The sequence below is a fragment of the Staphylococcus devriesei genome, from assembly GCF_002902625.1.
GTDB classification, from domain to species: domain Bacteria; phylum Bacillota; class Bacilli; order Staphylococcales; family Staphylococcaceae; genus Staphylococcus; species Staphylococcus devriesei.
On sequence record NZ_PPRG01000010.1, the window covers coordinates 1 to 13,076 of the forward strand.

The 13,076-nt window shown below is 33.2% G+C and carries 14 protein-coding genes and 1 pseudogene; 5 read left to right on the forward strand and 10 right to left on the reverse strand.

Annotation, left to right across the window (positions count from 1 at the left end; genetic code table 11):
• Window positions 1-299 precede the first annotated feature (299 nt).
• Together CD147_RS01765 and CD147_RS01770 are read left to right on the forward strand one after the other, a co-directional pair.
• Complete coding sequence (locus CD147_RS01765; RefSeq protein WP_103165734.1) at window positions 300-650, forward strand: hypothetical protein; 351 nt, start codon at window positions 300-302, stop codon at window positions 648-650.
• A complete protein-coding gene (locus tag CD147_RS01770; protein WP_103165735.1) occupies window positions 650-838 on the forward strand; it encodes a hypothetical protein in 189 nt (62 codons plus the stop codon). The genes CD147_RS01765 and CD147_RS01770 overlap by 1 nt, the downstream gene beginning before the upstream one ends.
• A gap of 100 nt (window positions 839-938) precedes the next feature.
• Here the strand turns inward: CD147_RS01770 and CD147_RS01775 are convergent, their stop codons facing one another.
• From CD147_RS01775 to CD147_RS01785, 3 genes and pseudogenes are all read right to left on the reverse strand, one after another.
• Window positions 939-1,130 (reverse strand): hypothetical protein, encoded by a 192-nt coding sequence (locus tag CD147_RS01775; protein WP_103165736.1) that lies wholly within the window; start codon window positions 1,128-1,130, stop codon window positions 939-941.
• Between the two features lie 5 nt (window positions 1,131-1,135).
• Window positions 1,136-1,780 (reverse strand): HAD family hydrolase, encoded by a 645-nt coding sequence (locus tag CD147_RS01780; protein ID WP_103165737.1) that lies wholly within the window; start codon window positions 1,778-1,780, stop codon window positions 1,136-1,138.
• Window positions 1,781-1,859: 79 nt separating this feature from the next.
• Window positions 1,860-1,964: pseudogene (locus tag CD147_RS01785) on the reverse strand (bile acid:sodium symporter family protein); the annotation flags it as partial.
• A 309-nt stretch (window positions 1,965-2,273) separates the two neighbouring features.
• On the opposite strand from CD147_RS01785, the gene CD147_RS01790 reads away from it, so the two are divergent.
• Window positions 2,274-2,804 carry a hypothetical protein gene (locus CD147_RS01790; RefSeq protein ID WP_103165738.1) on the forward strand — a complete coding sequence of 177 codons (531 nt, stop codon included), beginning with the start codon at window positions 2,274-2,276 and terminating at the stop codon, window positions 2,802-2,804.
• 140 nt (window positions 2,805-2,944) lie between these two features.
• Here CD147_RS01790 and CD147_RS01795 read toward each other — a convergent pair whose 3' ends face one another.
• The gene (locus tag CD147_RS01795; protein ID WP_103165739.1) at window positions 2,945-4,546 is read right to left on the reverse strand and encodes an alpha-glucoside-specific PTS transporter subunit IIBC; all 1,602 of its coding nucleotides are present in this window, start codon (window positions 4,544-4,546) and stop codon (window positions 2,945-2,947) included.
• A 202-nt stretch (window positions 4,547-4,748) separates the two neighbouring features.
• On the opposite strand from CD147_RS01795, the gene CD147_RS01800 reads away from it, so the two are divergent.
• On the forward strand, window positions 4,749-5,510 hold the full coding sequence (locus tag CD147_RS01800) for a MurR/RpiR family transcriptional regulator (RefSeq protein ID WP_103165740.1): 762 nt from the start codon (window positions 4,749-4,751) through the stop codon (window positions 5,508-5,510).
• A 359-nt stretch (window positions 5,511-5,869) separates the two neighbouring features.
• On the opposite strand, the gene CD147_RS01805 is transcribed toward CD147_RS01800, so the two are convergent.
• From CD147_RS01805 to hutG, 6 genes are all read right to left on the reverse strand, one after another.
• On the reverse strand, window positions 5,870-6,388 hold the full coding sequence (locus CD147_RS01805) for an SRPBCC family protein (protein ID WP_103165793.1): 519 nt from the start codon (window positions 6,386-6,388) through the stop codon (window positions 5,870-5,872).
• Window positions 6,389-6,505: 117 nt separating this feature from the next.
• A complete protein-coding gene (locus CD147_RS01810; protein ID WP_103165741.1) occupies window positions 6,506-7,825 on the reverse strand; it encodes a Na+/H+ antiporter NhaC family protein in 1,320 nt (439 codons plus the stop codon).
• A 115-nt stretch (window positions 7,826-7,940) separates the two neighbouring features.
• Entirely contained in the window at window positions 7,941-8,552 is a 612-nt protein-coding gene (locus tag CD147_RS01815; RefSeq protein ID WP_103165742.1) for a flavin reductase family protein, read from the reverse strand.
• Window positions 8,553-8,626: 74 nt separating this feature from the next.
• Window positions 8,627-9,508 (reverse strand): SDR family oxidoreductase, encoded by an 882-nt coding sequence (locus tag CD147_RS01820; RefSeq protein WP_103165743.1) that lies wholly within the window; start codon window positions 9,506-9,508, stop codon window positions 8,627-8,629.
• A 127-nt stretch (window positions 9,509-9,635) separates the two neighbouring features.
• A complete protein-coding gene (locus CD147_RS01825; protein ID WP_103165744.1) occupies window positions 9,636-10,763 on the reverse strand; it encodes an amidohydrolase in 1,128 nt (375 codons plus the stop codon).
• Window positions 10,764-10,802: 39 nt separating this feature from the next.
• On the reverse strand, window positions 10,803-11,738 hold the full coding sequence (hutG, locus tag CD147_RS01830) for a formimidoylglutamase (protein WP_103165745.1): 936 nt from the start codon (window positions 11,736-11,738) through the stop codon (window positions 10,803-10,805).
• A 291-nt stretch (window positions 11,739-12,029) separates the two neighbouring features.
• Between hutG and sdpC the strand changes: the two genes are divergently transcribed.
• Window positions 12,030-13,073 (forward strand): peptidoglycan release complex CPBP-like subunit SdpC, encoded by a 1,044-nt coding sequence (gene sdpC, locus CD147_RS01835; protein WP_103165746.1) that lies wholly within the window; start codon window positions 12,030-12,032, stop codon window positions 13,071-13,073.
• Window positions 13,074-13,076: the final 3 nt, after the last annotated feature.

A 13,076-nucleotide genomic window follows, 5' to 3' on the forward strand; every position in this document is an offset into this window, starting at 1 on the left:
TTATACTATAATTTGACAAAATTAAAACATAATTTTTACAAATTTTTGAAATCGCTTCCAATACTGTTACAACTATATTTTTGGCGTTTTTAAAAAACGTTGATTTTACAACATTTTAGCGTGCTAAAGAGTCAAAATATCCAAATAATTTTTTTGAAAGAAATTATACGTTTTTCAATTTTTCTTCTTCAATTTTGAATAGTTGGTCGCTTTTTTTAATGTTGTCTTACGAATATAAGTCAAAGTAGAAATTAGAATATGATATACTTTTGATAGATTATTTAAGGGAGCATATTTAAATGCAAAAGTTAGTAAAAAAGAGCGCCAAAATATCACTTATTTTTGGAGTGCTATTCTTCCTATTAAATTATTTTAGTGCGCATCATGATACTATTGGCCCATTATCAATTAGATCATTAATAGCTACTGTTGCTTTTTTTATACTTTATATAGTAGTATTTTCAATATTTAATTCTGATGAACGTAAACTTAAATTTGGTATTACGTTGCCCATCGCTTTAGTAGTCTTCTTAATTATTGGTGGATTATTTTTCACTGTGAAAATTAGTTTAATTAGCGGTCTAATCGTAGGTATCATAGCTGGTTTTATTTGGGAATGGATGGAAAAGCGAAATGGAGGTACTAAATAATGACCATTACTATTGGGATTATTTTAATTATCGTGTTATTATTTCTAAGTTTAATTCCAAACTATAGCGCTATGAAACAAAATAAAGCGCAAGGGCAAAAGGCTACTCGATATACAGTCATGGTTGGTATCGATTTAATTCTTATCGTATTATTAGTCGTAACAGTTATTTTAAAAATAATTATATAGAAAATGAGAATGGGAGATAATTCCCAAGATAATAGCGTAGAGGTGATTCATGATTGAATCATCTCTACGCTTTTTAAAATTCAAATATTCTATTCATGTTTTAAATTCTTCCTTGTAATAGTAGGAAGTATCCTATCATTGCCAAAATTAAATAAATAATGGTTCCAACTACAAATGAGCGTACTTGAACTCTAAAGGGAATGTGCTTTTTAAAAATGGGTCCGAGTACTAAATTACCAATACCTATAATAATTGGCCCAGCTAGAAAGAATATAATAATTTGCCAAGACATCTATACTACTCCTTATCTTTTTCAAAGAAACACGTAATAATTTCATTAAAGCTCATATCTCTACCAATATAAGAAATATTTGAAAAGTCTTGTTCTACAGTCATTTCATTCGTATTAACAATGACGTCTAATCCAGCATTCATTGCTGCTGTAGCCCCATTAACAGAATCTTCTATAGCTAAACAATGCGCTGGGGAATAATTCAAGCGTTGTACGGCTGTTAAATATAATTCTGGGTTAGGTTTAACCGCTTCTACATCCTCTCGCCCTACTATCACATCTATAAACTCATCTAGTCTAAGTGCGTTAAATGTAGGTAAAATTTCTTCTCGATAACTACTTGTTGCTATTGCCATTGGAATATGATGCTGTTTTAAATATTTCATCAGTGTATAGACTGTATCAATAATATCTAATTCATGACTCGTATTATTATGTTCATCATATATATTTTGTTTATTTTCAAGACCAAGTGCTTCTTCAAGATAATTATGTAAACCACGAGCATGTCCACCAATGTGGCTACGATAAAATTCTAAAGAAATAGGCGCTAATTGATGGTGCGTTAAATGTTTATTGATGATTTCGAATAGGTGTTTTTCTGTATCAATAATGGTACCATCGAAATCAAATACAACTGCTTTATACATTTGCTTACTCCTTTAATTTCTACAATTACAATTAAGTTTAACATATGTCATTAATGCTTTTCATGTTCATTTTCAAACATTAGTGTTTAGACCAGTACTTAGCTAAAATAGGACCAGAAACATTATGGACGAAGCTAAATATTGCTCCTGGCACGGCTGCTAACGGGCTGAAATGTACTGTAGCAAATTGACTAAACTTATTTAACATTTTTTCTGCCCCTTTTAAAAGAAATAATAATCAAAGATTATCATAGGTAAAATTATTCTCAATAACTTATCTGAAAATTTAAAATAATTAATATATAATTAATTCTCGAGTTTAAAATGAGTTAAGATTATATTACAAAATAATTAAATTAAAGCTCGTTCAAAAGTCCTAGTGATAATATTAAAAAAGAGTGATACAATCAGTGTGTATAAAAGAACGGTGCACGATTTTATGGGACAACATAGCTTATGCTGTAGATACGTTTAAAAAATAGGAGGTCATTGCATGTTGTTAGATAAATTTGAAACTTACATTTTAAATATTGTAGGTTTAAAATCCAGATCTACAAGAAAACATTTACTCAAAGTTTGCAAAGACGTTAAATTTTGCGACTCATTTCAATATTCAATAACAAAACACGATAATATTCCAGTCTTAGAAGTAAGCTTACCTAAACAACAGTTACCATACTTAATTAGCTTTCTAAGTTTTTATCAATTCTCGATTTATCAAATTCTTTCTCCAAAACGTTTAAATACTTTATTAGATACAGAACAATCATATCAATCTTCTAAGCGCTTTGACTTAGCGATTGATGGCCTCCAAGATGCTTTCATTAAAGATAAAGTGATTGATATTATGACATATTTCTCTAACCATTACGATATTAAATATACATTAAACAACAATTGTGCAAGCGTGTGCTGTGCACCTGCGGTATTTACACAATTACTACAAACAATCGCATGTCGTAATATTGATATCCTATCTGCATCATATAAAACACGTGTCATTCATAAAGCTCATATATCTTAATAAAATAACGATAATAATAAAAAACGGATAATCGAATAGTATTAATATATAAGGAGACGTAAAAGTGAATTTAATCAGAAATCACTTTTACGTCTCCTATAATTTTGGAATTTATTTATTAATCTTTACTATATTTGCTATTATGCTTTATCGTTCTCATCGTATACTAAATGTTCGAACGCTTCACGTACTTGAGGCACTGTCATACCTACAACTACTTGAACATTTTTACCACTTTTAACTAAACCGTGAGACATTTGCTCATGTGTAAAGTAACCACTGTCTTCTACTTTAGATTCATCATTGACCGTCAAACGTAAACGTGTTGTACAGTTTGTAACATCTTTGATATTCTCTTTTCCACCTAAACCTTCTAAGTAATATTGTGCTTTCGCTTCATATTCATTACTTGGTTTAAAGTCTGAAGCAGGTGTACCGTCTTCGCCTTTTTTCGCTTTGTAATCTTTTTTAGAGAATAGTTTCACTTCTTCTTCAGCACGACGTCCAGGTAAAGGAATATCGAATTTTAAAATCAAGTATCTAAATACTACAAAATAAATACCAGAGAAGATTAAACCAATCACTACTTGGGCAACATAAGTCAACCAGTGATTTTGACCTAATGGAATCCAGTTTGTCGCGATAAAGTCTAGTAAGCCACCGCCCATGTTACCTACTACGCCGAAACCATACATAATTGTATCCATTGTCGCTGCTAATAATGCATGTATAACGAATAAATACGGCGCTATAAATAAGAACGTAAATTCTAATGGTTCAGTAATACCAACAACAACTGCTGTTAATGTAGCTGGTACAAGTAACGCTGCTACTTTTTTACGATTTGCTTTTGGTGTAGTTGTATACATCGCTAAAGCGATACCAATTGCACCGAAGACTTTACCGTTTCCTTGTAACATGAATCCATAATGGAATTGATCTTTTAATGGTTTGCTACTTTCAGCAAATTGAGTTAAATGCTTGAACCATTCTGCTTTTAGACCGTCTTTTGCTACAACTGGTCCGACTTCGATTGGCGCATAAATAAAGTGATGTAAACCTGTTGGAATTAATACACGTTCTAAGAAATGATATAACCAAACTCCAATATAACCTGAAGCTATAATAAAGTGTTGCATTGATTCGATACCATTTTGAATTGTTGGCCATACCACACAAGTAATTGCGGCAATTGGTAACATTACGAAGAATGAAATAGTTACTACGAATGTTAATCCTTGGAACACACCTAACATTTCAGGTAATTTTTTACTGTAAAATCTATTATGTATCCAAGTCACTATAGCTGAAATAATGATACCGCCTAAAATATTAGTATCTAATGTTTCAATACCAGCAATGGCTTTTAAACCTGTAACATTTTCAACGCCTTTTTCTAAATTGGCGCCAAACGTATGTGGCCATTGCGTTAAGATAGCATTGATAAATGTGTTAAACATTAAGTAACCCATTAATGCAGCTAATGCAGCATGTCCGGGTGCTTTTTTAGCCAGGGATAATGGTAATCCTACTACAAAGACAATTTCCATATGATTAAAGATTACCCAACCACCTGATTCAATTACTGACCAGAACTTAAACCAAAACGTATGATCATCTGCTAGTCCGCCCATAATCGTTGGATTTTTAAATAATGTTGCAAATCCCAATACAATCCCAAAGAATGCAAACATTAATACAGGGACAATCATCGCACTCCCAAACCGTTTAATAGCGTTCATATATTTACCCCCATATTCTCTTTTCTATATTATTTAACAATGATTAATATATGAATTAATAATCGTTTAACTCTTTATATTTATTATAGTAAACGCTTTCATATATACAATGCCATTGACTGATTTTGAAATATTTTTGTATAATCGGTTTATGTTTTCTGTAAGTGAAAATTTTTTCAAGAAAAAAATATGAGGTGTTTTTGTGTTATTAGATGAACGAGTAAATGCCAACTTCAATAAATTAAACGATAACGATCTTCAAATAGCTCATTTCGTTAATACGAATGTAAGTAAATGTAAGACTTTAAAAATACATGAGCTTTCTGCTTATACCCACGCATCAAATGCTACAATTCATCGTTTCACTCGTAAGCTTGGTTTTGATGGGTATAGTGATTTCAAATCTTATCTCAAATTTGAAAGTGAAAATCTAAGTCAACTTCCTACTGACTCTATGGATGCTTTTAAACAAGAAATAGAAACAACATTTACATATTTAGACCGTATTGACTATAACTTAGTCACAGATAAAATTAATAATGCTTCTACTGTATATTTATATGGTACTGGACGCGCACAGAAAAATGTAGCTGAAGAAGCACAACGTATCTTACTTACGATGCATAAGAATATTATTGTGCTACATGATGTTCACGAACTTAAAATGGTACTTAATCGTTCGGTAGATGAGGATTTATTCTTCATCATTTCATTATCAGGTGAAACGTATCAACTTACAGAAGTAACCAATCTATTGCAGTTACGCCAAAAGTACTTTATTTCTGTGACAACTATGAAAGATAATACATTAGCTCAAAAAGCAAACTACAACATTTATGTCTCAAGTAATACTTTTTATCTCTACGACGGCACAGATTATTCAAGTTTCATTAATTATCATATTTTCTTTGAAACACTATTAAGAAAATACAATGAACGTAAAGAAAAAGGCGAACTATGCTAAACTAATATTTTTTAATTAAGTGAGTTATTCTACATGCTAACTTTTAAATTATAAAAGAAAAGCAACGTAGTATTGTAGGCGAGGCTCCTGAGGGAATAAGATGAGCGTCAAGACCGCGGCTCGACCTGGCAGTAGTTGTCTGAAATAAAGAGACGTTCGAACCTCACTTTCTTCATTCCTAGTCAACCTTGCCGGGGCGGGACGACGAAATCTTGGAAATTACATTAGATTTCTGTCGCCGCTCCCTAGATTTCTGTCGCCGCTCCCTAGGAAAGCAAGCCATCAATACGGAGTTTAAAAAAGGAGCGAAACAGAGACCTAATACATTAGATTTCTGTTCTCGCTCCTTATTTAATACATTATTTTAACAAATCATTATCTTCTACATATTGTTCTAATACTTGGTGCATTTTATCAAACATTAACTCTAAACCATGCACTGTAGAATCATGATACTCTTTTTTCTTTTGTTTATATTCTAATGTTGTTAAGCGTCGTTCTCTTTCAACTAATGATTGATAAAAGAAAAACATTTGTGTACCACCAGTCTCACGCTCTTCAAACTCAACTTCTATCACATCTTCATGGTTACTCAATTCAGGCATACCAATCGTCATCTTTATATACTCATTATCAACTAACTCTTCATAAGTTCCTTGAATGATATTTTGTTTACCATTTCGTGAGTCAACAATACGATAAACACCACCTTCATGCATGTCTACATCGAAGGTTTGATTGGTACGTTGCGACGTCATAAACCATTGTTTTAATAAATCAGCATCCGTCCACGCTTTATACACGAGTTCTGGTGAATATTTTAATAAACGCTCGATATGAATTTCTACATGTTCATTTTCCACATTATACTTTGCCACTTGTTTCACCTACTTTCGCTCTTACTTCTATTTTAACGCATTTATAAATAGTGCCAAACTTTCAACTATTAAAATCTTTAAATTATTTTTCTATTTTCAAAAATTAAGCTATTTTACCTATGCGTTGGTACTTTCTTTTGTAGTATTTTTAGGTTTTGCACGTGGGAAGCGGAAGACAATAGCTAAAATACCACATACACCTAATAATATTGAATAAATACAGTATGGCATAACACTAAATGGTGAAATACTAGCTACACCTGCTGCCGCAATCACTTGAGGACTATAAGGCAACAATCCTTGGAAACAACCAGCAAAAATATCTAATAGACTGGCTGACTTACGTGGATCTACATCATATTCATCTGCAATATTCTTAGCTAATGGTCCAGCCATAATAATCGATATAGTGTTATTCGCTGTCGAAATATCTGCTGCACTTACTAAACTAGCAATACCAAACTCAGCACCACGTTTAGATTTCACCCTTGCCCTCACAAAATTAAGTAACCATTCAATACCACCATTGTGCTGGATAATCCCGACTAGTCCGCCGATAAGTAATGCAATAATAGCGATATCTTCCATGCCAATAATACCTTCTGATATAGCTTTCAATAAACCTTTCCAATTAAATGAATGGTCGAATAAACCTATCATTCCAGAAAGAAATGTTCCACCAATTAATACAATAATAACATTTACGCCTATAAGCGCTAAAATTAATACTAATACATAAGGGATAACTTTAATTAAGTTATAGTCGTAACTTTTCGAATGATCAATGGTCACACCATTAGTTAGAAAGAATAGCACAATAATTGTTAAAATCGCACCTGGTAACACAATCCAAAAATTGACTTTAAACTTATCGCTCATTTTAGTTTTTTGAGTACGTACTGCTGCAATTGTAGTATCTGAAATCATAGATAAATTATCGCCAAACATAGCGCCACCTACTACAGTACCCATAGCTAAAGCTGCCGAGATATCCGTAGCTTGTGCGAAACCAAATCCTACAGGTGCGATAGCTGCTACGGTCCCAACCGATGTCCCCATAGAAATAGAGACAAACATACATATAATAAATAACCCTACAATAATTAAATTTTGAGGGATTAATGATAAACCAAGGTTTACAGTGGATTCTACTCCACCCATCTTCTCAGTAGTCGTTGAAAAGGCACCTGCTAAAATAAAAATAAATACCATTAAGATGATATTAGAATGCCCGGCCCCTTTCGTAAATACTTCAACTTTATCGGCAAATCTTTCTTTTCTATTCATCAATAAAGCTACAATAACGGTAACCGTAATTGCCACATTGAGGGGCATATTTGTGAAATCACCTGTAACTGCGCCGACGCCTAAAAATAGTGCAATAAATAACACTAAAGGAAGTAACGCCCAAGCATTGCCTTTCCTCTTTTCTTCCATACTTTACCTACTTTCCTAAAAAGTGAATTTATAATTAAAGTTACAAGATTCTTATATTGACGTCAACTAAATTATATGAAAACTACATTTATCTATGTTGAGCCATCTTTATATTCTACGATTCAGGACGTTGAATTGTAAATGTTTCTCCTAACTTAGCATAGTCATTCCCAGCCAAACGCGCGACAGGTTTAAGTTCATTTGGATTAATTTTACTATCTTCAAAGTAAGTTTCATCTTCGATATGATACATCACCACTTCACCTATTATTAAATCAGCACCGTTTTCTTCAGAACCTAATACGACAATTTGATTTAACTTACATTCAAAGCGAACTTTTGCTTCTCTTATAGCTGGAGTATCAACAATTTCAGAATTAATAAGGGTTAAAGCCGTGTGGTCTAATTCATTATCTCCCGCTTCAAGTGGTGCTGCTGTCTTATTAATTTCTTCCACATTCATTTCATCCGTGATATGTACTACAAATTCTTTCGTTTGTTCAATATTGACCGCTGTATCTTTTCGTTCTCCATCAGCACGTTGTGCAGCAATAGCAATCATTGGTGGCGCATTATTGACGACATTAAAGAAACTAAATGGTGCTGCATTTAATGTACCTTCATGGTCTTTAGACGTTACAAATGCAATAGGTCTTGGAATGACCGATCCACTTAATAATTTATAATTTTGAATATCTGATAACTGTTCTGGATTAAATTGTTTCATCTCATGCATCCTCCTTAATTAATGTAAAAACGCGAGAGCTTTTATCTTACCCTCGCGTTGGTTTAACTATTCAATTAATCAATTTGTGTACCGCCAGTGATACCGTATACTTGACCAGTTATATAGCTTGCATCTTCTGAAGCTAATAGTACATATGTGCCAGCTACTTCTACTGGTTGGCCTGCTCTACCTAATGGGGTATTTTGACCGAATTTTGGGAGTGCAGACTGTGGTTGTCCTCCAATAATTTGTAATGGTGCCCAGAATGGTCCTGGAGCTACACAATTTACTCGAATTCCTCTTTCACCGAGTTGTTCCGAGAAACTTTTCGTAAGTGAAATAATCGCTGCTTTTGAAGCTGCATAATCATGAAGAAGCGCATTTGGATTATAACCTTGTACAGATGAAGTCGTAGTAATAGACGCTCCTGGTTGTAAGTATTCTAATGCTTTTTGAACAGTCCAAAATACTGGATAAACGTTTGTTTCAAACGTTGTTTTAAAGGATTCAGTATCAAATTCTTCTAATTTCTCATGATATTGTTGATGACCTGCGACTAAAGTAACATTATCTAAGCCACCTAAATCACGGTAAGCTTGTTCAACTAAATCATAGTTAAATTGTTCATCTTTTACATCACCAGGAATTAATACTGCTTTGCGTCCTGCTTTCTCAATTACCGCTTTTACTTCCTGAGCATCTTGTTCTTCACTAGGAAGATAATTAAGTGCAACGTCCGCGCCTTCTTTCGCATAAGCAATTGCCGCTGCACGTCCAATTGCCGAATCGCCTCCAGTAACTAATATCTTATAATCTAGCAAGCGATTATGCCCTATATATGATTCTTCACCGCAATCAGGTTCGGGTGACATTTCTGATTGTAACCCTGGAAAAGCTTGTTCTTGTTTTTCAAAATCTGAAGTTTTAAATTTTGTTCTAGGATCTTGTGCGCCCATGTTAAATCATCTCCTAAAAATAATCTCTTCTAGTTTACCCATTTAGTAAAGTAGTTTAATCATTTTATGAAAATGCAGACCCTTATTTTAAATATTTAAGTAGTATAAAGTGTATAAAAGACAGACATCATGAATACTCATCAAGTAATTGTTGAATCAACGTAATAAAATACTCTGGGACCTTTTCCAAAATACGCTCATCAGGGTCATATTTAGGATGATGTAAATCATAAGCACTATTAGAACCTATAAATGCAAAGACACCAGGATGTTCCTCCAATAATCCAGAGAAATCTTCACCTATTGTTAATGGATTATCTAGCTCTATAACATTATAGCCTACTGTTTCGGCTGCTTGTTTCGCTTGTTGCGTTAAATAATCGTCATTTATCACAACACCTGGAAGATGTGTGTAAATCATTTCAATTTCTACATTGAATAATTGCTCAAGCCCTTTCGCAGTATCTCGTAAACGTTGTTCAATATAGGCTTGAACTTCTGGCTTAAACGAGCGAACTGTACCTTGGACATAAGCATTGTCTGCAATTACATTCCACGTGTTTCCAGAAGACACCTCTCCAATTGTCACTACCGCACTATCAAACGCTGAAATATTACGACTTACAATCGTTTGTAAACTAGTAATAAGTTGTCCTAAAACTATTACCGGGTCGTTACCTTGTTCTGGTTTAGCTGCATGTGCACCTTTACCATGAATTTTAAATTCAAAACGGTCTACTGCTGAGGTAATAGCCCCTGATTTAATTGCAAACTCTCCTATATTTAATATTGGATAATTATGAAATCCTAAGATGGCTTTCACATCATCAAGCACACCAGTATTAGCCATCGCTTTAGCACCACAACCTATCTCTTCGGCAGGTTGAAATAAAAACTTTACACGTCCATTTAATTTGTCTTCTTGTTCTTTTAACGTCGTCGCTACAGCTAAAATACTAGCCATATGAATATCGTGTCCACATGCATGCATCACGCCGGTATTCGTAGACGTAAATTCATGTTCTACTTGTTCACGAATAGGCAAAGCATCGATATCTGTACGGACTGCAATACATGTTTCACCATGGCCAATTTCGGCTACAAAGCCAGTTTCTAAAGGAATATCAATAATTTTAATCTGATACGCTTCTAATATGCGTTTTAAACGCTTTGTTGTTTCGAATTCGTTATTTGATACTTCAGGATATTGATGGAAAGTACGTCTCCAGTTGACGTAGTCGGTATAATTTGTCATACATTCTCATCCCCTTTTTCAATAAACAAAATATATTTCTTAAACTAAGAAATGATGGATTAAATTAGCAGCTAATTTAGATGTGTGATTATCAATATCGTAATGCGGATTAGTTTCTGCAATACTGATTGACGACACTTTTTCACTTAAAATAACGCGTTTACTAATATCAAACACATCGTGCGGATATAAACCTAATACACTTGGCGCGCTAACGCCTGGTGCAAAAGCACTATCAATAACGTCCATACATATCGTGAACATAATTGTGTCATGATCATGAATAAAACGTTCTACTTTGTCTTTAATCTTAGGAGAGACTTGTTGTAATAGCTCATCTGCATACACATAGATGATGCCCTTTTCATTTGCATAGTCATATAGTGAACGCGTATTTCCACCTTGTGCTAAGCCTAATACTAAATAATTGGTATTGTCATCATGGTCTAAAATTTGTCTAAACATTGTACCCGAAGTTGGTTTTGAATCTGGGCGGGTATCGAAATGCGCATCAATATTAATAATGCCAATCGAAGCATCTGGATAAACATGTCTTGTAGCTAAATATTGAGCATATGCAATATCATGTCCGCCTCCAATTGAAAACGTTTGATTATGTTGTTTAATCACTTGCGCTGACAATTTGGCCATTTCTTCTTGCGTACTACTCAGTTCGCCATCAGTATGTTCAACATTACCGTAATCAATTAACGATTCACATTCGCTTAAATCTGGAAGTTTAGCAAATTCTTGCTTAATAGCATCTGGCCCATTTTTAGCACCTATTCTCCCTTTATTTAATTCAATCCCTTTATCTACGGCGTAACCCAACATTCCCACACCTGTTTTATCACCGCTAACTTTCATTTTTTCTAAATTAGCAAACTCTACAGTTTGAAAATGCTTAAATTGTTTTGGATCTGTTTCACTATCTATTCTGCCAGTCCATAGTTTTGGATTACCTTGTGTATACATATCGTTGCCCCCTACTTCATATTAGTTGCAAACAGTCTCTTTATTCTTTAGGTTTACCTCTACACCTTAATCATACTACACATTAAAAGTTATTTTCGAAATATTCTTGTTATTCTTTTGATACCCTTTACGAATTAATTAAGACATTAAAAATTGTTTTCAATTACATGAAAATAATTCAAGACTATTACATTTTAATGATATTTAAAATGGACAATTTATTTATCCCCTTGTAATATGTATAATATTAAAGAAAGAGTTTTTACGGTCACCCTAATGGAGGTTACATAAATGAAGACTAATCGTATTTCAGGATTCCAATGGGCGCTAACAATATTTGTATTCTTTGTTGTTACAATGGCGTTATCATTAATCTTACGAGATTTTCAAGCTTCAGTCGGTATTAAAAGATTTGTATTTAATCTTACCAATTTAGCACCTTTTATTGCAGCAATTATTTGCATTGTTGCTTTTAAAGATAAACGTGCACAATTAGCTGGTTTAAAATTTTCAATCTCTATAAGAGTTATTGAACGTATGCTACTTGCATTAATTTTACCTTTACTTATTTTTATTGTAGGTATGTTTAGTTTTAATGCATTTGCTGATAGTTTTATTTTATTACAGGCTACTGACTTATCAGTATCAGTGCCAGCAATTATTCTTGGTCATATCTTAATGGCATTCTTTGCGGAATTTGGTTTCCGTTCATATTTGCAAAATATTGTTGAAAATAAAGTGAATGTATTCTTTGCTTCTATTATCGTTGGTTTAATCTATTCGATTTGGACAATTAATACAACATATGGCATGGAATATGCTGGATATCATTTCCTTTATACATTCATGTTCTCAATTGTTGTTGGTGAATTAATTCGAGCTACTAATGGTCGTACTATCTATATTGCAGTTATCTTCCATGCAGCTATGTCGTTCGCTCAAGTTTTCTTATTTAGTGAAGAAGTTGGCGATGTATTCTCTATGAAAGTAATTGCCTTAAGTACAACGATTATTGGTATTATCTACATCATTCTAAGCTTAATTATTCGCTTTATTATTTATAAAACAACTAATCGTTCCTTAGATGAAGTTGAACCTAATAATTACTTAGATCACATCAATGATGACGAAGATGAAAGTAGCGTTAATTCTCACGATAAAAATACTGAAGATACTAATCAACATCATACGCAAAATGATAAGAAGGCACCTTCAACCGAAGACCTTAAGCAAAATACTCCATATGAGAATGATAGACATTCTTCAGTAGTAGAGAATGTTAAAGATGAAATTAACGATGTAAGCAATGCATCTAATACAAAAAGCGATAAATAATTT

Bases quoted from the DNA above. Each gene is read 5' to 3' on its own strand.
- CD147_RS01765 (WP_103165734.1), top strand. From the start codon at position 300: ATGCAAAAGTTAGTAAAAAAGAGCGCCAAAATATCACTTATTTTTGGA.
- CD147_RS01770 (WP_103165735.1), top strand. From the start codon at position 650: ATGACCATTACTATTGGGATTATTTTAATTATCGTGTTATTATTTCTA.
- CD147_RS01775 (WP_103165736.1), bottom strand. From the start codon at position 1,130: ATGTCTTGGCAAATTATTATATTCTTTCTAGCTGGGCCAATTATTATA.
- CD147_RS01780 (WP_103165737.1), bottom strand. From the start codon at position 1,780: ATGTATAAAGCAGTTGTATTTGATTTCGATGGTACCATTATTGATACA.
- CD147_RS01790 (WP_103165738.1), top strand. From the start codon at position 2,274: ATGTTGTTAGATAAATTTGAAACTTACATTTTAAATATTGTAGGTTTA.
- CD147_RS01795 (WP_103165739.1), bottom strand. From the start codon at position 4,546: ATGAACGCTATTAAACGGTTTGGGAGTGCGATGATTGTCCCTGTATTA.
- CD147_RS01810 (WP_103165741.1), bottom strand. From the start codon at position 7,825: ATGGAAGAAAAGAGGAAAGGCAATGCTTGGGCGTTACTTCCTTTAGTG.
- CD147_RS01815 (WP_103165742.1), bottom strand. From the start codon at position 8,552: ATGAAACAATTTAATCCAGAACAGTTATCAGATATTCAAAATTATAAA.
- CD147_RS01820 (WP_103165743.1), bottom strand. From the start codon at position 9,508: ATGGGCGCACAAGATCCTAGAACAAAATTTAAAACTTCAGATTTTGAA.
- CD147_RS01825 (WP_103165744.1), bottom strand. From the start codon at position 10,763: ATGACAAATTATACCGACTACGTCAACTGGAGACGTACTTTCCATCAA.
- hutG (WP_103165745.1), bottom strand. From the start codon at position 11,738: ATGTATACACAAGGTAATCCAAAACTATGGACTGGCAGAATAGATAGT.
- sdpC (WP_103165746.1), top strand. From the start codon at position 12,030: ATGAAGACTAATCGTATTTCAGGATTCCAATGGGCGCTAACAATATTT.